At 41.9% G+C, this 21,719-nt stretch carries 13 protein-coding genes, 5 tRNA genes and 3 pseudogenes; 11 read left to right on the top strand and 10 right to left on the bottom strand.

Annotated elements, in window-relative coordinates; genetic code table 11:
* The first annotated feature begins 16 nt into the window (after positions 1-16).
* From AC07E5_RS14610 to AC07E5_RS14625, 4 genes are all read left to right on the top strand, one after another.
* On the top strand, positions 17-1,087 hold the full coding sequence (locus AC07E5_RS14610) for a microcin C ABC transporter permease YejB (protein ID WP_004972662.1): 1,071 nt from the start codon (positions 17-19) through the stop codon (positions 1,085-1,087).
* On the top strand, positions 1,087-2,097 hold the full coding sequence (locus AC07E5_RS14615) for an ABC transporter permease (RefSeq protein WP_178319206.1): 1,011 nt from the start codon (positions 1,087-1,089) through the stop codon (positions 2,095-2,097). The genes AC07E5_RS14610 and AC07E5_RS14615 overlap by 1 nt, the downstream gene beginning before the upstream one ends.
* Positions 2,075-3,676: an ABC transporter ATP-binding protein gene (locus tag AC07E5_RS14620; protein WP_096902179.1), complete on the top strand. Its 1,602-nt coding sequence runs from the start codon at positions 2,075-2,077 to the stop codon at positions 3,674-3,676. Before AC07E5_RS14615 ends, AC07E5_RS14620 begins: the two co-directional genes overlap by 23 nt.
* A gap of 142 nt (positions 3,677-3,818) precedes the next feature.
* Positions 3,819-5,063: an NADH:flavin oxidoreductase/NADH oxidase family protein gene (locus tag AC07E5_RS14625; RefSeq protein WP_498625725.1), complete on the top strand. Its 1,245-nt coding sequence runs from the start codon at positions 3,819-3,821 to the stop codon at positions 5,061-5,063.
* 156 nt (positions 5,064-5,219) lie between these two features.
* On the opposite strand, the gene AC07E5_RS14630 is transcribed toward AC07E5_RS14625, so the two are convergent.
* From AC07E5_RS14630 to pyrC, 8 genes are all read right to left on the bottom strand, one after another.
* Positions 5,220-5,295 (bottom strand) — tRNA-Glu (locus AC07E5_RS14630).
* Between the two features lie 56 nt (positions 5,296-5,351).
* Positions 5,352-5,427: transfer RNA gene (locus tag AC07E5_RS14635), tRNA-Glu, on the bottom strand.
* A 25-nt stretch (positions 5,428-5,452) separates the two neighbouring features.
* Positions 5,453-5,528 (bottom strand) — tRNA-Glu (locus AC07E5_RS14640).
* Positions 5,529-5,816: 288 nt separating this feature from the next.
* The gene (locus AC07E5_RS14645) at positions 5,817-7,235 is read right to left on the bottom strand and encodes an amino acid permease (protein ID WP_026438458.1); all 1,419 of its coding nucleotides are present in this window, start codon (positions 7,233-7,235) and stop codon (positions 5,817-5,819) included.
* Positions 7,236-7,345: 110 nt separating this feature from the next.
* Positions 7,346-7,421: transfer RNA gene (locus AC07E5_RS14650), tRNA-Glu, on the bottom strand.
* Positions 7,422-7,570: 149 nt separating this feature from the next.
* Positions 7,571-7,729 carry a hypothetical protein gene (locus AC07E5_RS14655; protein ID WP_004972674.1) on the bottom strand — a complete coding sequence of 53 codons (159 nt, stop codon included), beginning with the start codon at positions 7,727-7,729 and terminating at the stop codon, positions 7,571-7,573.
* A gap of 215 nt (positions 7,730-7,944) precedes the next feature.
* Complete coding sequence (gene rnt, locus AC07E5_RS14660; protein ID WP_096902181.1) at positions 7,945-8,607, bottom strand: ribonuclease T; 663 nt, start codon at positions 8,605-8,607, stop codon at positions 7,945-7,947.
* The gene (pyrC, locus tag AC07E5_RS14665) at positions 8,592-9,626 is read right to left on the bottom strand and encodes a dihydroorotase (RefSeq protein ID WP_004972678.1); all 1,035 of its coding nucleotides are present in this window, start codon (positions 9,624-9,626) and stop codon (positions 8,592-8,594) included. Before pyrC ends, rnt begins: the two co-directional genes overlap by 16 nt.
* A 197-nt stretch (positions 9,627-9,823) precedes the next feature.
* Here pyrC and AC07E5_RS14670 point away from each other — a divergent pair, with 197 nt between their 5' ends.
* Positions 9,824-11,083, top strand: coding sequence for a GGDEF domain-containing protein (locus tag AC07E5_RS14670; RefSeq protein ID WP_096902183.1), 1,260 nt, complete (start codon positions 9,824-9,826; stop codon positions 11,081-11,083).
* 116 nt (positions 11,084-11,199) lie between these two features.
* Here AC07E5_RS14670 and argG read toward each other — a convergent pair whose 3' ends face one another.
* The gene (argG, locus tag AC07E5_RS14675; RefSeq protein ID WP_004972682.1) at positions 11,200-12,543 is read right to left on the bottom strand and encodes an argininosuccinate synthase; all 1,344 of its coding nucleotides are present in this window, start codon (positions 12,541-12,543) and stop codon (positions 11,200-11,202) included.
* Positions 12,544-13,154: 611 nt separating this feature from the next.
* On the opposite strand from argG, the gene AC07E5_RS14680 reads away from it, so the two are divergent.
* From AC07E5_RS14680 to AC07E5_RS14690, 3 genes and pseudogenes are all read left to right on the top strand, one after another.
* On the top strand, positions 13,155-15,188 hold the full coding sequence (locus AC07E5_RS14680) for an NADPH-dependent 2,4-dienoyl-CoA reductase (protein ID WP_004972684.1): 2,034 nt from the start codon (positions 13,155-13,157) through the stop codon (positions 15,186-15,188).
* Positions 15,189-15,317: 129 nt separating this feature from the next.
* Positions 15,318-15,407: transfer RNA gene (locus AC07E5_RS14685), tRNA-Ser, on the top strand.
* A gap of 177 nt (positions 15,408-15,584) precedes the next feature.
* A pseudogene (locus AC07E5_RS14690) lies at positions 15,585-15,776 on the top strand (SIR2 family protein); the annotation flags it as partial.
* 358 nt (positions 15,777-16,134) lie between these two features.
* On the opposite strand, the pseudogene AC07E5_RS14695 reads toward AC07E5_RS14690, so the two are convergent.
* Positions 16,135-16,788, bottom strand: a pseudogene (locus AC07E5_RS14695) (IS66-like element ISAba25 family transposase); the annotation flags it as partial.
* Between the two features lie 101 nt (positions 16,789-16,889).
* On the opposite strand from AC07E5_RS14695, the pseudogene AC07E5_RS14700 reads away from it, so the two are divergent.
* The 3 genes and pseudogenes from AC07E5_RS14700 to AC07E5_RS14710 all read left to right on the top strand — a co-directional run.
* Positions 16,890-19,709, top strand: a pseudogene (locus tag AC07E5_RS14700) (ImcF-related family protein); the annotation flags it as partial.
* Between the two features lie 37 nt (positions 19,710-19,746).
* A complete protein-coding gene (gene tagF / locus AC07E5_RS14705) occupies positions 19,747-20,706 on the top strand; it encodes a type VI secretion system-associated protein TagF (RefSeq protein WP_179994234.1) in 960 nt (319 codons plus the stop codon).
* Between the two features lie 2 nt (positions 20,707-20,708).
* The gene (locus AC07E5_RS14710) at positions 20,709-21,476 is read left to right on the top strand and encodes an OmpA family protein (protein WP_498625726.1); all 768 of its coding nucleotides are present in this window, start codon (positions 20,709-20,711) and stop codon (positions 21,474-21,476) included.
* Positions 21,477-21,719: the final 243 nt, after the last annotated feature.

Consider the following 21,719-nt stretch of genomic DNA (forward strand, 5'->3'; position numbering starts at 1 on the left):
GCCAAAAGGTAAGTACATGGGCACATACATACTCAAAAGATTGCTCCTGATTATTCCAACCTTGTTTTTCATTTTATTGATTAACTTTGTGGTGATTCAAATTGCACCGGGCGGTCCAGTCGAACAGGCGATTCAGCAAGCCGAAGCCTTTCAGGGCATGGGGGCGACAGGCGGTGAAACTGCTGCAACCTCCAATAGCAGCAATTATCAAGGTGCTAAAGGTTTAAGTGATGAAATGGTCGCAAAAATCGAAGCGCAATATGGATTCGATAAACCTGCACATGAACGCTTTTGGCAAATGCTCACCAGCTATGTGCAGTTCGATTTTGGCACCAGCTTTTTTAAAGATAAACCTGTGACCCAATTGTTATGGGAAAAATTACCTGTATCGCTATCTTTAGGTTTATGGAGCACCTTGCTGATTTATTTAATTTCTATTCCTTTAGGCATTAAAAAAGCCCGTCAGCATGGCTTGTTGTTTGATAAAGCCACTTCTATTTTGTTGGCGATTGGCTATGCCATTCCTGCGTTTGCCTTTGCTATTTTACTGATTGTATTTTTTGCAGGCGGTTCATATTTTCAGTGGTTTCCTTTACAGGGTTTGGTGTCTGAAAACTTTGCTCAATTGAGTCTGTGGGGAAAAATCACCGATTATTTTTGGCACATGACTTTGCCTTTATTGGCGATGGTGATTGGTGGTTTTGCAGGGCTGACCTATCTGACCAAATATTCATTTATGGAAGAATTAAACAAACAATATGTGTTGGCGGCACGTTCTAAAGGTCTTACTGAATCGCGTGTGTTATATGGGCATGTGTTTCGTAATGCCATGCTGATTGTGATTGCAGGTTTACCCGAAGCGTTGGTGAGTATTTTCTTTGTTGGGAATTTATTCATCGAAATTATTTTTAATTTAGATGGATTAGGCCTGCTTGGTTTTGAGGCGATTGTACAGCGTGATTATCCTGTAATTTTTGGCACTTTGTTTATTTTTACCTTATTGGGCTTAATTCTACGCTTAATCAGCGATGTGTTATATCAGGTGATCGACCCACGTATTAGTTTTGAATCGCGAGGGGCAAAATAATGTCACCGATCATGCAGGCGCGTGTGCAGCGTTTTAAACAGAATAAATTGGGTTTTGGTTGTTTCATTGTCTTTATCATTATTTTTGTGTTGTCTTTGGCGGCAGAACTTATTGCCAATGATAAACCGTTATTGGTCAAATATGAGCAATCTTTATATCTGCCAGTGTTCAAGGCTTATCCTGAAACGACCTTTGGCGGTGTATTTGAAACCGAAGCAGATTATAAAGACCCAGTGGTGCAACAACTGATTGCAGACCGAGGATGGGCAGTTTGGCCGCTCATTGAGTTTTCTTACCAGACCCCGAATTTAGATTTGGCCGTTCCTGTACCTTCTGCACCAACTGCACAAAATTGGCTAGGTACAGATGACCAAGGGCGCGATGTGTTGGCGCGAATTTTATATGGCTTGCGTGTATCGCTGTTATTTGGCTTTGCATTGACTTTTGCATCGGCAGCTTTGGGCATTTTGGTCGGGGCAATTCAGGGCTACTATGGCGGCTGGGTCGATTTAATTGGTCAGCGCGTTTTAGAGGTGTGGGGCGGTTTACCGATGCTGTTCATGGTGATGATTTTGGTCAGCATGTTTACCCCAAGTGTGTATTGGCTATTTGTGATTATGCTGTTATTTGGCTGGACGACACTGGTCGGCTTGGTTCGAGCAGAATTTTTACGCGCCCGAAATTTTGACTATGTCCGTGCAGCGCGAAGTTTAGGCGTAACCGATCGTACCATTATGTTTCGGCATATTTTACCCAATGCCATGAGTTCGAGTTTGTCGCAGTTGCCATTTATGCTAACCGCCAATATTACAGCTTTAACTGCACTGGATTTTTTAGGTTATGGCTTACCGCCCGATGCAGCATCTTTAGGTGAGTTGCTGTTACAAGGCAAAAATAATTTAAATGCACCGTGGTTAGCGTTGTCAGGCTTTTTTACCTTAGCGATTGTGCTGTCCTTGTTGATTTATATTGGAGAAGCGACCCGTGATGCATTCGATCCAAGACGTTAAACCTTCAAATGCGTCACAGCCTGCAGTATTGCTAACAGTCAGTCATCTGCATATTCGGCAGCAGGAACAGGTTTTGCTGCACGATTTAAACTTTGAGCTGCATGCAGGCGAAACTATTGCGTTAGTCGGTGAAAGTGGTTCTGGAAAATCTATTAGCAGTTTGGCGTTGCTAGGTTTATTGCCCGAACATTTACAGGTGCAAGGTCAGGCAATCTTTGCAGAACAGGATTTACTTCGCCTTAAACCGCAACAATTGCGGCAAGTTCGTGGTCAAAAAATTGCCATGATTTTTCAGGAACCGATGACGGCTTTAAATCCGTTGCATCGCGTGGAAAAAATTATTGGTGAAAGTTTGTTGCTCCAAGGTTGGAGCAAGGAAAAAACGCGTGCTCGGGTATTGCAATTACTTGAGGATGTTGGCATTCCTCAGCCTGAAGAAAAACTAAAGCGTTACCCACATGAATTATCTGGGGGGCAACGTCAGCGAGTGATGATCGCAATGGCGTTGGCACTTGATCCCGATATTTTAATTGCCGATGAACCAACCACTGCTTTAGATGTCACTTTGCAGGCGCAGATTTTGGATTTATTAAAAAGCCTGCAAGTGCGTCATAATATGGCCATGATTTTGATCAGCCACGATTTGAACTTGGTCAAACAATATGCAGATCAGGTCATTGTCATGAATCATGGACGGGTCGAAGAACAGGGCAGTGTGGCAGATATTTTTAATAGACCGCAGCAAGCCTATACTCAAAATTTGTTAAACCATGATTTTGGCGAAGCTTTGCAAATTGATGAGTTGCCGACTGTTTTGGCGTTAGATCAGGTTGCTGTGAAATTCCCGATTAAACAAGGCTTGCTGAATCGGGTTAAAGATTATGTGGTTGCGGTTGAACCGTTAAGCTTCGAACTTCCGCAAGGTCAATCGATTGGTATTGTTGGTGAAAGCGGTTCGGGTAAAAGTTCATTGGCACTTTCCATTGCAAGACTGATTGAAAGTGAGGGAAAAATTGAACTACTTGGGCAAGATCTGAATCAACTGAATGAACGCCAATTGCGTCCCTTACGTCAGCAGTTTCAAATTGTATTTCAAGACCCGTTTAGCAGCTTAAATCCACGTTTAAATGTGGAGCAAACCATTGGTGAGGGTTTGGCATTGCAACAATTGTCCAAGCCTGAAATCATCCAGCGCATTGATGAAGCTCTAAGCAAAGTGGAATTGCCTGTGAGTTTTAAACAACGCTATCCGCATGAATTGTCGGGTGGGCAACGTCAACGGATTGCATTAGCACGCGCGTTGGTGCTGCGTCCTAAACTGTTAATTATGGATGAGCCGACTTCTGCCTTAGACCGTACCACGCAACGTGCTGTCGTGCAGCTGTTACGCCGTTTGCAGCAGCAAGAACAGATGAGCTATTTGTTTATTAGCCACGATTTGCAAGTGGTGAAAGCACTGTGTCAAAAAGTGTTGGTGCTGCATCAAGCGAAAGTCATGGAATTTCAAGATACTGTACAGTTATTTAGCCATCCGCAAACAGAATATACCCGTCAATTGATTGCTGCCAGTGAGTATTAAACCTTCAATATTTTTAAACAGCTATTTCGGCTGGCTGACTTGTTTTACCATTTTGACAATAAGATTTGTCAAAATAGCATTGACCTGTTCCGAAAAATCTTTAGAGTAAAAAAGACCAATAAAACACAATACGGAACAGTGTATGAGCCATCTTGCCGAAACAATTCAGATTCGTAATACCATGTTTAAAAATCGCATCATTAAAGGCGCGATGAGTGAGGCGCTTGCCAACACGGCAGGGCAGCCGAATAGCCTGCATTTAGGTCTATATGAAGCATGGGCAAAAGGTGGTTTGGGCTGTGCCATCACTGGCAACGTAATGGTCGATTTACGTGCCAAAAATGAACCGGGTGTTGTGGGAATTGAATCAGACCGAGATATAGAAAAGCTCAAACAGTGGACAGAAGTTGGTAAACGTTATGGCATGGTGCAATTGGTACAGTTGTCACATCCTGGGCGGCAATGTCCGAAAGGTTTGAATAAAGAAACGGTTGCACCTTCGGCTGTGCCTTTTAGTCCAAGTTTAGCTTTGAGTTTTGGTACACCACGTGAACTACATGAAGATGAAATCCTCGATATTATTCAGCGTTTTGCCAAAGCTGCACAGATTTGTGAGCAAGCGGGCTTTGAAGGGATTCAACTGCATGGTGCGCATGGCTATTTGATCAGCCAGTTTTTATCGCCACTGACCAATAAACGCCAAGACCAATGGGGCGGCAATATTGAAAACCGTATGCGCTTTTTGATGCAAATTTATCAAGCGGTACGTGCAGCGACCTCAGACAATTTTATTGTATCAGTCAAACTAAACTCTGCAGATTTTCAACGTGGCGGCATCACTGAAGAAGAAGTGATTAGCGTGTTTAAAGCCATGGATGAAGCAGGTATAGATATGATTGAAATTTCAGGTGGTACTTATGAAGCACCCGCGATGGCAGGCTCTAAAGCTGATAAACGTAAACCAAGTACCATTGCCCGTGAAGCCTATTTTTTATCTTTTGCGGAATTGATTCGCAGTCAGGTGAAATGCCACTTAATGGTGACAGGTGGTTTTAGAACGGTAGTTGCCATGAATGCTGCTTTGGACAGTGGTGCATGTGACTTTATTGGGATCGCCCGACCATTTGCGGTAGAAACCGATTTAGCCAACCGTTTGTTGGCGGGTCAAGATGTACGTTACGGGGTCGATAAAATTAAAACTGGTATCCCGATGATTGATAAAATGGCAATTATGGAAATTATTTGGTATGCCGCGCAGTTCAAAGCAATTGCACAAGGCAAGCGTCCAAACCCGAAACTCTCGCCTTTAAAAGTCTTTTTCAAATATTTAAAAGGCAATTTAACTGCGGTGATTAAAGGACAGGTCAACTCACGTAAATCAGCTTGATTCGTATTTTTCAAACCTCAGTGGACGGATTCAAAGCTTAAACTATGGTTTTTGAATCAGTCCGCACAGATTGAAATATAAAACTAATGCGTTAGATAGCAAAAAGCCCAAGTCATATTGATTGGGCTTTTTGTTGAGATGTAAACATCTCGAATATGGCGTCCCTACGGGGATTCGAACCCCGGTTACCGCCGTGAAAGGGCGATGTCCTAGGCCTCTAGACGATAGGGACAAATAGAAGTTTATATTTTTAAACCATGTAACAACCAATGCAGTTGTTGAGAATATTGGCGTCCCTACGGGGATTCGAACCCCGGTTACCGCCGTGAAAGGGCGATGTCCTAGGCCTCTAGACGATAGGGACTTAAAAAAATATCTACTTCTGAAATTGGCGTCCCTACGGGGATTCGAACCCCGGTTACCGCCGTGAAAGGGCGATGTCCTAGGCCTCTAGACGATAGGGACGTTTCAGAGGTGGGCGTATAATAGGGCGTATAAGGGGGGGTGTCAAACGCTTTTCTGCAATAATTCTGAAAAAAATGTTCAACTGAATAAAATTAAAACTATTCTGCTGTCGTGATACGTTTGAAGCGGTAAAAATCATGCTTTTCAAGTTATTTTTAAATGGACACATTTATTAGAGCAGCATGATTTTCTTTGTATTTTGCAGTATTCATTGCTAATCAACACAACTCAAAAAACAAGGCAATCCGAAGATCGCCCCTATTATTTTACATCATCGCTAAAAAAGCATTATGATTTTTTGTGATAAATCATGTAATAACTGAGATAGCACAACACAATAAAAATCATACAGCCAATAAAACCTGCCAGCATTTCAGGGTCAAACACCATACTTAAGCAAGTAATAAAACAGAACACAAAACCTAAAATAGGCACTATTGGAAATAGCGGTGCAGCAAAACCTAAGTCCTGCACGGTTTTACCTTGTTTATACCATTGGCGACGGAAGTTAAACTGGCTTAAACAAATGCTCATCCAGACCACGACCATGGTAAATGCAGCCACACCCAAGAGGTTTTTAAAGATGGTTTCAGGCGCAAATTGTTCAGACAATAAACCTGGCATTGCACCGAGCATGGTGACCATGACTGCAATATAAGGAATACCACGCGCATTCACCTTAGAAAAAATCTGTGGTAATTGCTTTTGGTGTGAGAGCGACCACATCATTCGTGAAGCTGCAAATAAACCTGAGTTCGCTGCAGAGAGTAACGCTGTGATAATCACAAAACGAATAATATCTTCCGCATAAGGAATACCAATCTGATTAAACACCGTTACAAAAGGACTGCTGCTTACACCTTCTGCAGCCAAACCTGCAGCCTGATGTGGTAGCAAGGCACTAATCACCACAATGGTACCTACAAAGAAAATCAACAGACGGAAAATTGCGGTATTGATTGCTTTAGGCACGTTTTTGGCAGGGTCTTTGGTTTCACCTGCGGCAACACCAATCAACTCTGTACCTGAAAAGGCGAAATTAACAATTAACATGGTTGCAAAAATAGGGAATAGCCCTTCAGGAAACCAACCTTGTGCGGTTAAATTGCTAAATAAAGGTGCAGAGGTATAACCTTGATAAGACACAGCACCTAAAATTGCCATTAAACCCAAAACGATAAAGGCAATGACAGTCACGACTTTGACCAAAGATAGCCAAAACTCAGATTCTGCAAACAAGCGCGTGGAAATCATATTCAAACCAAATACAACGCCACCAAAAATCAGTGTCCAAATCCACATGGAAATATGCGGGAACCATTCCTGCATTAGCAACGCAGCGGCGGTAAATTCTGTGCCTAAAGTGACCGACCACGTGAGCCAATATAACCAAGTGATGGTATAGCCCGTGCCAGGTCCAATATATTGTTTGGCGTATGCCCCAAATGAACCTGAAACAGGCATGTGTACGGCAAGCTCGCCCAAACACAGCATCACCATATAGGCAATTAAACCACCAAAAATATAAGCGATGATGGCGCCAACGGGGCCTGTTTGTGCAATGACTTCACCTGAGCCTAAAAATAGACCTGTGCCAATAGCACCGCCCAGTGAAATCATAACCAAATGTCGAGTGCTCATCGCACGTTTTAAAGGCATAGTATTGCCTTGATGCACAGCATCATTTTGATGATTCGATGACGGCATAAGTGATAGGAGAAAAAATGAAATGAAGCGAAGTATTGTAGAGAAAAACTACAAATCTGCAATCTTGAAATAATAAATTTGGATTAGAAATGATCGTATAGCACGATAAATGGCGTCCCTACGGGGATTCGAACCCCGGTTACCGCCGTGAAAGGGCGATGTCCTAGGCCTCTAGACGATAGGGACGTTGCGAGGTGATGCGTATATTATGAATTTTTAGCGACAGTGTCAAACCTGAATCTAAAAAAACTGCCGCACTATTTGTTATTTGCTTAAAAAATAATACATCTTTAAAAATAAATCAGTGCATGTAAATTTGAATACGGTGCATCATTTTAATGATCAGGGGTTTGATATTGCTTTTCAGTGGTTGTTGTTTGTGTGGCTGCGGGTTGAGTGCTTGGTTTAGGTTGAGCAGGCTCACGATTCACAATATAAAGATACAACGCAGAAGGCGCGAGAATGACCAAAACCAAGACAATTTTTTTCAACATGGCAGAATCAATAACACAAATTGGAATATTGCCATTATAACCAAAGCCAGCTCAAAAGACTGCATGCATAAAAGCTGATTCGCAGTAAAAATCATTTTGATGCTCAGTCTTGTGGTTGAAAAGCACGAATCAAAACCACAACACTAAAAAGAAAACAGGACGACAAACGCAGTCTGTCATCCTGTAAACATCTCAATGTTCGAGTACAAATCGTATTATTGATCTGTGTTGAGTAAGTTCTCTACCATGTGCGGCGCAAGTTTATTTAGAATAAAACAAAACAGCTCTGCAGTTTTTTGCGTATCGTATAAAGCTGAATGAGCTTCTTTGCCATCAAACTCAATACCTGCCTGAATGCATGATTTTGCCAGCACCGTTTGACCAAACATCACCGCACTTAAAGTCACTGTATCAAACACTGAAAAGCTGTGGAATGGGTTTTGGTTTTTCGTGCCTGTGCGGGCAATGGCTGCTTGTACAAAGCCTAAATCGAAATGCGCATTGTGACCGACCAAAATGGCATGGGTACAATTCTGTTGGCGACGCACTTCATTGACTGATTTGAAAATCCGTTTTAATGCGGTTTTTTCATCTTCAGCCATAGCCATACGCATAGGGTTGAAAGGATCAATCCCAATAAAGTCCAACGAACGACGGTCTAAATTTGCCCCTTCAAACGGGTTGATATGCGCATGATACGCTTCACCTGGTACAAATTTGCCATCCGCATCATAAATAATTGGAATGGCAGCAATTTCCAACAAAGCATCGGTTTGGGCATTAAAGCCTGCGGTTTCCACATCGACCACCACAGGCAAAAAACCACGAAAACGTTGCCCCATCACGGGCAAAGTTGTATCTGTCACACTTTTCTCCATTGAATGGTTTTACCCGCATATAACGGAATAATTTGTTCACCATCCAAGTAGTCTAAACTGGTTGGAATGATTTGCTCTTCTTTCACCAAAGTAATGGTGTTGGTATTACGCGGCAAACCATAAAAATCTGCACCAAAGAAGCTTGCAAAGCCTTCTAAGCGGTCAATACGTCCAACTTGATCAAAAGCTTGTGCATAAAGCTCAATTGCTGTAGGCGCACTATAGCAGCCTGCACAGCCACATGCATTTTCTTTGGCATTTTTTGAGTGCGGTGCGCTATCTGTCCCTAAGAAAAATTTAGGATTTCCGCTAGTTGCGACTTCTAATAAGGTTTGTTGATGGGTTTGACGCTTTAAAATAGGCAAACAATAGAAATGCGGTTTTACGCCACCTACTAACATATCATTACGGTTAAATAATAAATGTTGTGGGGTAATGGTTGCTGCGACATTACGGCCTTGTTCTAAAACAAATTGCGCTGCTTCAGAGGTCGTAATGTGTTCAAGCACCAATTTTAAGTTTGGAAATTGTTGTAATAATGGTGAAAGCACTTCATCTAAGAAACGTTTTTCACGGTCAAAAATATCGACATGATTGTGCGTGACTTCGCCGTGCAGTAATAATGGCACTTGTTGTTCTTCAAGTTGCTCAATCACCGCATATACTTTACGAATGTCGCTCACCCCATTGTCTGAATTGGTGGTCGCGCCAGCAGGGTAAAGTTTAATGGCATTCACATGCGCAGAGGCTTTAATTTTCTTGACTTCTTCGGGAGAGGTTTGATCGGTAAAATACAACACCATACGCGGATCAAAATTTACACCTTCAGGGACGTGTGCCATGATGCGTTCACGATACGCTTCCGCTTCTTCTACCGTTTTTACTGGTGGAACAAGGTTAGGCATACAAATTGCGCGTGAAAATTGCTTGGCAAGATCGGGAACAGTACGTTGTAGTGCTAAACCATCACGTAAATGAGCATGCCAGTCATCTGGCTGGATAAGAGTAATCGTATTCAAGGCGCTGCCAGTCTGAAAAATAAAACAGATGATAATCTATAAATGTTAAAATGGTAACGTCGAAAGCCATAAAAAATAGAAATGCCTGAATTAATTGTTTCGACATTGTGTTATTTTTAAACCACTAAAAAAATTATATTCAGGTTGTTACAGTTTTGCTGTGCAACAATCGTGATTAAATGGAATTTAAAGCATCCATGGAATACAAATATAAGTTAGCCAAGCTACAGTACGACAAAGAAAAAAATGAAGAGTTGATTAAACGTCAACGTAAACGTGCGGGGCAGGTTTTTCCGAAACAACTGGAAGTTGAGTTTTGGCAACAGCATCTTGAACAAGCTCGGCACAACATTAACCAATATTTTTGGTCGGGCGTACTCATCTACTTTATTATCACCGTGCTGATGATTACTGGGGATTATTGGATTATTGATCGTAATTTTTTTAAACACGATTTTATCCACTCTTTACTAGGCTTGGTCAATGGCGCGTTTTGCTTACTGACCCTGTTCTTTTTTGCCCATTATAAAATTTTGCGCCCGTATTATGCCTATGCCGCCATGGCTATGATTTTTTGGGCCATTGTGTCGATGACCTGGCTGACCATGACGGTGCATACCGAAGTGTTTAGACACCAAGCCATGATGATCATCAGCATGATTTATATTATGGGTTTTGTACTGACGGGGGTGAAGCCGTTTCACATGCTGCTGACTGGGTTAATGGCGGCTGTGGTTGCCATGATTATGCTATTAACCTTGTATATTCCAATTGATGTGATGGTGATGGGGCGGGTGTTGGTTGGCAGTACGGTAGTGGGTTTTTTAATCAGTAAAATGCTGTGTACCCGTGAGCGGATGATTTTTTTGGTCATGCACCAAGCCCGACTTAGTGAAAAAATTAACCGTATTCATGCTGAAGAATTGTTGCATTTAAGTCAGCATGACGCGCTGACTAAAGTATCCAACAGACGTACTTTTGATGAAATGCTGGACAGCTATTTCGAACAGGCACGGCATGATGAAGTGCCATTGTCTTTACTCTTTATCGATGTCGATTTTTTTAAAAAATATAACGATCATTATGGGCATCAAAAGGGAGATGAAGTCATTTCAGCGATTGCCAAATCCATTAAAGACTCAATTCGTCACATGGATTTTGTTGCGCGTTATGGTGGTGAAGAATTTGTGGTGTTATTGCCAGAAACCGATGCGCATGGTGCGTATGCTGTGGCTTCCAATATTTTTAAAGCGGTTGAGCGTTTAGCGATTCCACATAGTCAATCTTTGGTTGACAGTAATGTCACCATCAGTTTGGGCTTTACCGTCTATAAAGGTGAGGCGGACATTTTTAAAAGCGATTTCTTACAACGTGCAGACCAAGCCTTGTACCGTGCGAAACAGTTGGGACGTAATCAAATTTATTACCACACTTTGCAGGTGGAAGAAGTGCTGTAAATTTTTCTATTGCAGCTTTCATTTAGTATGAATTGTTTAGTCCTCATGTTTAAACAAACATAAAAAAGCCGCTCAATTTGAGCGGCTTTCGATTTCACAAAATCATCACCAAGTGATTATTTGTTTTTGTCTTTCAATTGTGGCACTGCAGAACCTGAACCAATCGACAATAAGCCAGAATTGGTATAAAGACCCAATTTAGCGCGTGTATCGGTAATGTCTAGGTTACGCATAGTTAACTGACCAATACGATCCATTGGCGTAAACATTGAATCACCTTTCTCCATAGTTAAACGCTCAGCTTCATAAGTGAGGTTCGGAGATTCAGTGTTCATAATGGTATAGTCATTACCACGACGTAATTCTAAAGTCACTGTACCAGTAATTGCTTTAGCCACCCAACGCTGCGCAGTTTCACGTAACATTAACGCTTGAGAATCGAACCAACGACCTTGATACAATAAACGACCTAAACGTAAACCGTTAATGCGGTATTGTTCAATAGTATCTTCGTTGTGAATACCCGTAACCAAACGCTCATAAGCAATGTGCAATAACGCCATGCCTGGTGCTTCATAAATACCGCGAGATTTTGCTTCAATAATACGGTTTTCGATTTGGTCAGACATCCCCAAACCATGACGACCACCAATACGGTTCGCTTCAAGAATCAACTCAACAGGGTTTTCAAAACGCTGACCGTTTAATGCAACTGGCATACCTTCTTCAAAGGTAACCGACACTTCTTCGGCTTTAACTTCAACGTCATCTTTCCAGAACGCCACGCCCATGATTGGATCAACGATTTTGATGCCAGCATCTAGGTACTCAAGGTCTTTCGCTTCGTGTGTTGCACCTAGCATGTTTGAGTCAGTTGAATAAGCTTTTTCTTTTGACATTTTATAGTCAAAACCATTGTCGATAAGGAATTGTGACATTTCCGCACGACCGCCTAATTCATCAATAAAGGTTTGGTCTAACCACGGCTTATAAATTTTAAGCGCAGGATTAGTCAATAAACCATAACGATAGAAACGCTCAATATCGTTACCTTTATAGGTTGAACCATCACCCCAGATGTTTACGTCATCTTCTTTCATGGCAGTCACTAGCATTGTACCTGTTACTGCACGACCAAGCGGGGTGGTGTTAAAGTAAGGTATACCGCCTGTGCTGATATGGAATGCACCACATTGGATGGCAGCAATACCTTCCAAAGCCAACTGCATACGGCAGTCAACCAAGACTGCTTTTACCGCACCGTATTCTTCGGCTTTCTTTGGAATGGCATCATAGTCATCTTCATCTGGCTGACCCAAGTTTGCGGTATACGCATATGGTTCAGCGCCTTTTTGCTTCATCCACAATAAAGCAGCTGAAGTATCTAGACCACCAGAAAAGGCGATACCGACTTTTTTGCCTACTGGTACATTCTGCAAGATAGTTGCATTATCAGTCATTGCTAGTCCTAACTTTTTTAAAATAGGCACCACATTTGGTGGCCAAGGAGAATTCTAAACTGCAAATTATAGCACTCTTTAAAATGCTTGTTTTCGTTAAAAAAGCGCATTTGATAAAAAAATCAGGTTCAGGCTTAAATTTTCATTTAGAAATGGCAAACTTGGTATAGATGTTGAAGATCAAAACCTGCAATTGGGATGGTGCAGAATAAAATCACTTTTACTTTTGGGCGGTTTTATATCAAGTTTATATCAAGAATAGTTAGGGTCTATTGCCAAGTTTCATAACGCAATCTGAGAAAGTTTTAGCCACATGAGCAAGAACAAAGCACTGCTTTGTTTGCTGCGCAAGGGGACAAGCATATTTTTTGCTGCTATTGCGTTATGAGTCAGTCATTTAGAATGATTAAATTTCCTGCCTCATGCCTTATATCAGCTAAAAAACCTTGCGAGATATATCTCTCACGTCGCAAACATAGAAGAAGTGTCAACAGACCCTATAAATTGACGTTTGCGCCACACAGTCGAACTTTAGAGTCATAAACAGTTTATAAAAATCGGTTAAAGTATTCATGCAACAAGTTGCAAAGCTCATTATATAAGGACTCATCATGACAACTCGCTATGCAAATATTCTAAAACCATTACATTTAGGATTTACCACCATTAAAAACCGTGTCGTGATGGGTTCAATGCACACGGGTTTGGAAGATCGTTTTTATAATTATCCAAAACTGGCTGCTTATTTTGGCGAACGTGCCAAAGGTGGCGTGGGTTTAATTATTACAGGTGGTATTTCACCTAACCGTCAAGGCTGGTTATTGCCTGCGGGCGGTACTATGAATACATTGGGCGATGTTGCACCACATCGATTAGTGACACATGCCGTACATAAGCATGGTGCGAAAATTTTAATGCAAATTCTGCATTCAGGACGCTATGGTTATCAACCATTTGTGGTGTCTGCAAGTCCGATTAAATCTCCAATTTCACCATTTAAACCACGTAAAATGAGTGAAAGACAAATTTTAAATACCATTGAAGATTATGCGAAAACAGCTAGTTTAGCCAAAATGGCAGGCTACGATGGTGTCGAAATTATGGGTTCGGAAGGCTATTTACTGAATCAGTTTTTAAGCCGTCATGTGAATCAGCGTGAAGACCAATGGGGCGGTACGATTGAAAACCGTATGCGTTTTGCTTTAGAAGTAGTCAAAGCCATTCGCGCCGAAGTGGGTGAAAAATTTATTATCTGCTTCCGCTTGTCGATGCTGGATTTAGTCCACGATGGCAATACCATGCACGAAGTGATTACCGTTGCCAAAGCCTTAGAGCATGCGGGTGTGAACTTGCTCAATACAGGGATTGGCTGGCATGAAGCGCGCATTCCAACCATCGTGACTTCTGTGCCACGCGCAGCTTTTGTTGATTACACCGCAGAAGTGAAAAAACACGTTGAGATTCCTGTAATTGCATCCAACCGTATTAATATGCCTGATACTGCAGAAGAAATATTGGCAGCGGGTAAAGCTGATATGATTCAAATGGCACGACCATTGTTGGCAGATGCGTTTTGGGTCAATAAAACTGCGACCAATCGTGTCAATGAAATTAACACCTGTATTGCCTGTAACCAAGCGTGTTTAGATCATACCTTTAAAAATCAGCGTGCGACTTGTTTGGTCAATCCGCGTGCAGCCTATGAAACTGAATTGGTCTATGAAAAAACCAAGCAACCGAAGCGTATTGCAGTTGTCGGTGGTGGTGTTGCGGGAATGTCTGCTGCTACAGTTGCTGCTAGTCGTGGGCACCATGTGACTTTATTTGAAGCCAGCAACGAAGTGGGCGGTCAATTCAACTTGGCAAAAGTCGTGCCGGGCAAAGAAGAATTTCACGAAACCATTCGCTACTTTAAAGTGCAAATTGAAAAAACTGGGGTCGATTTGCGTTTAAATACCAAAGTCAACCGCGAGCAACTCGAACGTGAAGGTTTTGATGAAGTGGTCATTGCAACAGGTGTAGTACCACGTGCTTTAAAAATTGAAGGCAGCGATGCACCGCAAGTATTGTCTTATGCAGAAGTATTACGTGGTGCACCTGTTGGACAAAAAGTCGCTGTGATTGGTGCAGGCGGTATCGGTTTTGATGTGTCGGAGTTTTTACTGAAACCTGAACATCAGCCACAACCGCAGCCTTTGGCAGATTGGCAGCGTGAGTGGGGAGTCGATCCGAATCCTAACTATGTGACTGAAGGTGGTATGCTTGCTCCAGAAGTTCATCCCCCAGTCCGTGAAATTTATTTATTGCAACGTAAGACGACAGCTTTAGGTGCAGGTTTGGGTAAAACTTCAGGATGGGTACATCGTGCACAGTTGAAAAAACATGCGGTGCGTATGCTACGTGGTGTGCAATATAAAGCCATCAGCAATGAAGGCTTGTGGATTGAAATGGCAGGTCAAGACCAATTGTTACGTGTAGATAGCATTGTAGTCTGTGCAGGGCAGGAGTCGGTTAAAGATTTAATGCCTGCGGCAGATGAAAATACTTTGGCTAACTATCATATTATTGGTGGTGCAAAGCTTGCTGCAGAGTTAGATGCAAAACGTGCGATTCGTGAAGGGGCTGAATTGGCTGCTAAACTTTAAAAAGTGAGGTGGCTATGCTGTTGTTTTGATGAACTTTAGCGCTGATTTGGTGAAACAATATTCACTTGAGTGCTTGAGTGGTATTTTTTACTTGTCATCAAATCAAAAGCTTCGTATCATGGCCCACATGGAAGCGTGGCAGAGCGGTTTAATGCACCGGTCTTGAAAACCGACGAGGGCGCGAGTCCTCCGTGAGTTCGAATCTCACCGCTTCCGCCAAATATCAATGACTTAGCCCTGACATATTCAGGGCTTTGTTGTTTCTAGGGTTATGCAACGTAAGCCTGTAGTAAGCAAAAAATATTTAATTTTGAAATACTAATTATCAAATTGCTTGAATTGTTTCTAATATATAAGATGTGCTTATCTTCAGAACAACAATTTAGAAGTTAAGTTATGGACATTTTTGAGTTTGTTAGTAGTTACAAGAATCACCCAGTTTTATTTGTGGGTACTGGTCTAAGTCTTCGATATTTAAATAACTCTTTTAATTGGGAAGGGCTTTTGAAGTATGTAGCTATTGATCTCTATGGCACCGATGAAAAATTTTATGATATGAAGAACAAGGTGCATAAGACCCATGATGGCATACGCGCCAACTTAAGGCTTAAATTGTTGAAATATATTATAATTATCGCTTGAAAAATAAAAAAGGTGGTTGTATTTATTAATGCGCTAACACAAAACACAACTACCGTGGCGTATCATGATTCATTTTCAACAGTTATTACAAGTACTTCCTTCAAATATTGAACAAATGGCGATCAATTGTAATGCTTTTCAACGGGCTAGAAAAATTAAATGTAAGCGTCCGCTGAACCCCATGCCTATTTTTTAATTTGAGTTGGATTTCCAGCGATGTGGCAGTAATTCTTCTATTTGGGTCGCTTTATGCGTCGGCAGCCTTTTCAGTACAGTAAGCATCCGCTGAACCCCATAGCTTTTTTTAATTCGATTCAGGTTTCCAGCGGTGCGGCAGCAATTCTTCAATTTGGGTCACTTTATGTGTCGGCAGCCTTTTCAGCACATCACTTAAATAGGCATACGGATCCAAGCCATTCAGCTTTGCTGACTGGATTAAAGTCATGATATTCGCCGCTCGCTGACCACTGCGCAGCGAACCTGCAAACAGCCAGTTCTTGCGCCCCAACGCCCAGGGACGCATCTGATTCTCTACCCAATTGTTGCATATCGGTAGATTGCCATCATCCAGATAACGGCTTAAGGCTGGCCAACGCTTCAGAGTGTAATTGATGGCCTTGGCGGTGGGAGAACTCGATGGCACCGTCAGATGATGTTGGTTGAGCCATTCATATAGTTGTTGCATCACCGGTTGGCTATGCTGTTGTCGGTATTCGCGGCGGTCTTCCGCTGTACCATCCGTCTTTTTCCTGAGTTCTGCTTCTATGGCATACAGTTTCTGAATCAGCACTAATGCCTGTTCAGCGACCTGACTTTTCCCGGTCACATGCAGTTCATGGAATTTACGACGTGCATGGGCCATGCAGCCCACCTCAATGACCTGGCCTGATTTGAAGCGTGCTTTATAACCACTGTAATCATCACAGACTAGATAGCCCTGCCAGCCTTTCAAGAACTCTGTCAACGGCAATTTAAAACTGACCCCTTTGATCTCGTATTAAGTTTCAACCTGTGGCTGAATCCCTATTCTTTTTTTATCCTTCAAACGATAACTCTCACCCGATGGAATTTAAAACCTTAAAGCCAGCATTAAAAAGTTTTATTGGTACTTTATTTGAAGATAATCCGTATCAATTCCAACCTGTTTTTCGAGGTTTTTATTTTACCAGTGCTTTACAGGAATGCAGCATCGAAAGCCCGATGACAGAAAGTATTGCACAAGAATTTCAACTGCAGCAGCTTGCAAGCCCTTTTCAGGACGAAGAAAAAAGTTCGATTGCCCCAAATCATGGTTATTTTTTACAAGGTTTGTTTTCCAATGTGATTTTGCGTGATCAACATTTGGTGAAACAACATATTAATCCTGCGAAAAAACGTCAGCGATATATGGCGTTTACTGCTGCATTACTTGGTGTTGGATTGTTGCTCAGTGTTTGGGTGTGGTCATATCGTCATAACCAACAACTCATTGCCGATGTTCAGGCAGACTTAGATCAAGTTATACGACTGGAAAAAACTTTTGGACAGGTTTTATCCACACAACTCGAAAGCTTATTAATTTTACAAGCACGTCTGCAACAGTTGGATGGGTTTTCCGAACAACGTCCACTTAAGTTCAGTTTTGGCTTATATCAGGGCAAGAAGTTACGCGAACAGCTCAAAGTTGAATATCTAAAAGGCGTTCAGCAGATTGTATTGTTGCCAACCCAGCAAAATATCGCGCAATACTTACAGCGTGTCCAACAAGATGCGGCAACACTCAAAGCGCATCATATACATGCAAAAACGCAGCAAGTTGCGAAAACTCAACCATATTTAGAGCCTTCCGTGCAAAATCCGCAAGATGCTTATAATGCGTTAAAGGCTTATTTAATGCTGACGAATCCTGAATATCGGGAGAGCAGTCATTTAAGTGATCAGATTTCACGTTTTTGGCGCACTTGGTTGGATGCCCATCGTGGAGAAATGCCACGTACGGACATGATTCAGCAGGCAGAAAAAATCCTGTCTTATGCCATGACACTCGCTCATCAGGACGATTTTCCTGTACTGGAAAGCGATGCACAAATGGTCGATCAAACTCGTCAAGTGCTGTTGTCGGTCATTCAGGGAATGCCTGCACGAGATCGGGTATATAACGAAATAAAAATGCGTGCAGCAGTACGTTTTCCTGCACTTACGGTCAGTCAAATTGTGGGGGAGCAACACAGTCGCATTGTTTTAGGCAGTCATGCTTTGCCTGGTATTTTTACGCAGCAGGCGTGGAATGAATATGTCGAACAAGCCATTGATCAGGTAGCCAATCAGCCAACGGACAGCAAAGATTGGGTGCTCAATAGTCATCAGTCGGATGATCTAACTTTTTCAGGAAGTCCTGAACAAATCCGTAAACAATTGCTGAGCTTGTATCAGCAAGAATATGTGAGTGAATGGAAGAAATTTCTAAATGGCATCCATTATGCAAAAACAGATCAGTTCAATCAGCAAGTGAAACAGCTTGATCTGTTGGGAGAGCCGCAAAACTCGCCAATTCGCAAGTTATTGCAACGTATTGCAGTGGAAACCAATTGGGATAATCCAATTGTGCAAGCTGAACTTGCTGTGCCTGAACAAGGATTTATGGCGTGGTTTAAAGACAAAGTGCTGCGTCAATCTAATGACAAAGCTGCAGCGCAGGCAGCTCTAAAAGCGCAAGGTGCGATTTCTCAAGAATACCAAATGTTTTATCAACTGCTGCGTAAACGTGACGATTTACAGGATCAATCTCTGTTTGATGTGTATATGAACAACCTTGCACAGGTGCGCAGCAAGTTAAATGATCTTCAAACGGCAGGGGAAATTGGACCAAGTGCAATGGCATTGTTCAAACAAACCATCCATGATCAAAACTCGGTCTTTAATACAACGCAAAAATATGTCGATGAAAAAATGATGGTGGGTTTAAAAGAGGCTGACCAACAATTATTACAAAAACTGTTGATGACACCGCTAACTCAATCTTTTGCAAGTTTAATTGTACCGACACAAGATGAAATTAATAAATTATGGCGTATTCAAGCCTATCAACCGTTTGCAACACATTTAGGTCAGAAATATCCATTTCATTCAGGGGGGACTTTACAGGCAACCAGTCAGGAAATGGGACAAATTTTTGGTGAAACAGGAAGTATTGCTGGCTTTGTCAAAGACACTTTAGATCCGTTGTTGATTCGTCGTGGTTATGTCTTAACTTCAAAAACATGGAAAGATTTAGGCTTAAATTTAAATCCTCAGTTTGTGATGGCATTTCCGCAATATGTTGCGCCAATTCATGGTATGGCAACAGGACGTTTAGATCAGCCTGCAACATCTGCTGTTTCAAATCAATCCAATTTCCAATTTTATCCATTACAGCACCCACAATTTTTATCGTATAGCATCGATATTGATGGTCAGCGAATGCAGTTTGAAAATGGAATTCAACAATGGGTCAACTTTGTGTGGCCCAATCCAGGCGCAATTCCCGGCGTGCGTATTAGTGCAGTCGATTTAAACGGTCAGTCGCATACTATTTTTGAAGCACCGGGCGAATATGGCATTAACCGTTTAATTGATGCTGCACAGCGCAAAGAGCAAAACGGTCACTTTGAAATGACTTGGGTCAGTAAAACGGAACCATCTTTATCTTTAAAAGTGAATTTCCGACTCATTAGCGGACATAGCTCGGGCAATATTGGTTCAAGTCGTGGTTATGTGGGGTTGCAGTTGGTCGATCAAGTCACCACGACCAAAGCACTTCTTGTGGTTGCTGCACAAACGACAGCAATGAGTCCCGCACAAACAGCGGCTACGCAGTCTAAAACTACAATGTCTGCACAAGTGGGAGGCGTTCCGCAATGATCAAGAGAAATAACACTTGGCAAAAGGCGTGGTGGGTATGCAAGCAGTAAAAACCGTACCTTTATATTATGGAAAAATACCTGCCCGTGGTGATTTTATAAAGTCTAAAGGGCAATCGGAACTCATTCAGCAGCTCGATCAGTGGATTAGTAATGCACTGGAACATGCCATGCAGAGCGCAGATTTTAAACAGCGTTATGCAACTTTGCCTGCTTTAGATTTTTTGATTGCCCATCCAGCAGAACCAATGTTTTTAGCTGTTAATTTAAAGGCGAGCCAAGATAGCTCGGGGCGGGCATTTCCAATGCTACTGGGGCAGTTGTTTGAGGTCGAACAGCCGAGTCAAAAGTTATTATTTGTGCCGTTTTTTTACAAAGCTATTTGGACTGATTTATTGCAACGCAATCAGGTCTTAAGCAATATCCGTGATCCCAATATGTCATTTGAACTGTTGAATCAATTGCCGAATAGGGTTCAACTTTTGAGTGCAGAAGAATACCAAGACTTTTATGAAAAACACAGCACGCATTCATTGGCACAATTAATGAAAATCAGTGTCAATGACTTGGCTCAGAGTATGATTGGGTTGGGACTTTTACTGCAACCCGTCCTCAAAAATGGCACTCGTCGTTTAAACAAAGTGATGATTTTACCGCTGAATCATCCGCGATATTGCTTTGAAATCGCAGCATTTTGGATGGGCATGATCGGGCGGTTTTTAGGCGCGCATCATACTGAAATTTTGCTGGGGATACTACATTTTGAGGCACCCATTTTGATCATTGATTTTCAGGGGGCTGATGTCATGACGCTGCGCGATCTATTTATTCAAAATATGCAGGGTGAACATTGGGTTTCTTTAATTCAAGCCACTTGGATTGATGCTTATTTAGAACAAAATGCAGGTCTTGCAACATTGGAACAATTACTTTGTCAGCGGCAGTTAAATCTTAACCAAGCCTTGAAGCTGTTTAGGCAAACTTTTTTAGATAAATAAATATGAAAAATAATCAAAAACGTATTCGCGTAAGTCTACTTATTGGCTTGTGTTTTTTAGTCCAAAGTCATTTGATCTATGCAGCGCCCATTGTTATAGAAGGTGTGGTGCCAAACGAAGCAAGTAAACAAGCCATTTTGGCGAAAATGCAAGCTGTGTATGGTGAAACGCAGGTGTTAGATAAAATTCAAGTCCGTGCAGTTGCTGCACCGAATGGTTGGGATGATTCAGTCACTCGTATGATTACAGCAGAGTTAAAAAAGATTTCTCAAGGGCAGTTACGTGTGAAAGGGACTCAAGTTGATTTGAAAGGAAAAGTGAATGCTGCTCATCAAATTCAAGCCACGACAGCAAATTTTCAGGCTTTGGTACAGCAGCCTTATCGTTTGAACACACAGCTTTCGGGGAGTCAGTATGAACAAAAAATGCTGGATGCTGCGCTCAAAAACAGGATTGTTGAGTTTGAATCGGGCAGTGCAATTTTGACTGACGTAGGGCAAAAAATTCTGGATGAAATGGCTGTGGCATTGAAGCAAGTTGGCACCCAAAAAGTGAAAATTGTTGGACATACAGACAGTTCGGGCGATGCGCATAAAAATATAGTGTTAAGCCAATCACGTGCAGGCGCGGTAAAAAATTATTTGATCGATAAAGGTATTGCGATAACGCATTTAAGCACCGAAGGTCAAGGTTCTAATCAGCCTGTCGCAGACAATACAACGCCACAAGGACGTAAGAAAAATCGACGTATTGAATTTGAGGTGCTTTGATTAGTTGATATTGAGCAAGGCGGAAGTTGAGCGTCATGTCCTGATCTTTAGAGCATCTGTGTGTAAACAGATGGCATAGAAAATAAAAACAGCATCAATCATTCAGTAATTTCCACAGTGAGAGTGCTTTGTGCAATTTAAAGCACGAATCTTGAATACATTGATCTGAAATAGAGGCTTTAAATCAACATTCGGAAGTTTTACTGCCGAAACGCGCCAAGAAAACCATTTTCCATCTAGCTG

The organism is Acinetobacter seohaensis (genome assembly GCF_056431365.1).

Bases quoted from the DNA above. Each gene is read 5' to 3' on its own strand.
- AC07E5_RS14620 (WP_096902179.1), top strand. From the start codon at position 2,075: ATGCATTCGATCCAAGACGTTAAACCTTCAAATGCGTCACAGCCTGCA.
- AC07E5_RS14680 (WP_004972684.1), top strand. From the start codon at position 13,155: ATGACAACTCGCTATGCAAATATTCTAAAACCATTACATTTAGGATTT.
- tagF (WP_179994234.1), top strand. From the start codon at position 19,747: ATGCAAGCAGTAAAAACCGTACCTTTATATTATGGAAAAATACCTGCC.
- AC07E5_RS14610 (WP_004972662.1), top strand. From the start codon at position 17: ATGGGCACATACATACTCAAAAGATTGCTCCTGATTATTCCAACCTTG.
- argG (WP_004972682.1), bottom strand. From the start codon at position 12,543: ATGACTGATAATGCAACTATCTTGCAGAATGTACCAGTAGGCAAAAAA.
- AC07E5_RS14670 (WP_096902183.1), top strand. From the start codon at position 9,824: ATGGAATACAAATATAAGTTAGCCAAGCTACAGTACGACAAAGAAAAA.
- AC07E5_RS14645 (WP_026438458.1), bottom strand. From the start codon at position 7,235: ATGCCGTCATCGAATCATCAAAATGATGCTGTGCATCAAGGCAATACT.
- AC07E5_RS14710 (WP_498625726.1), top strand. From the start codon at position 20,709: ATGAAAAATAATCAAAAACGTATTCGCGTAAGTCTACTTATTGGCTTG.
- AC07E5_RS14655 (WP_004972674.1), bottom strand. From the start codon at position 7,729: ATGTTGAAAAAAATTGTCTTGGTTTTGGTCATTCTCGCGCCTTCTGCG.
- AC07E5_RS14615 (WP_178319206.1), top strand. From the start codon at position 1,087: ATGTCACCGATCATGCAGGCGCGTGTGCAGCGTTTTAAACAGAATAAA.
- AC07E5_RS14625 (WP_498625725.1), top strand. From the start codon at position 3,819: ATGAGCCATCTTGCCGAAACAATTCAGATTCGTAATACCATGTTTAAA.
- rnt (WP_096902181.1), bottom strand. From the start codon at position 8,607: ATGGAGAAAAGTGTGACAGATACAACTTTGCCCGTGATGGGGCAACGT.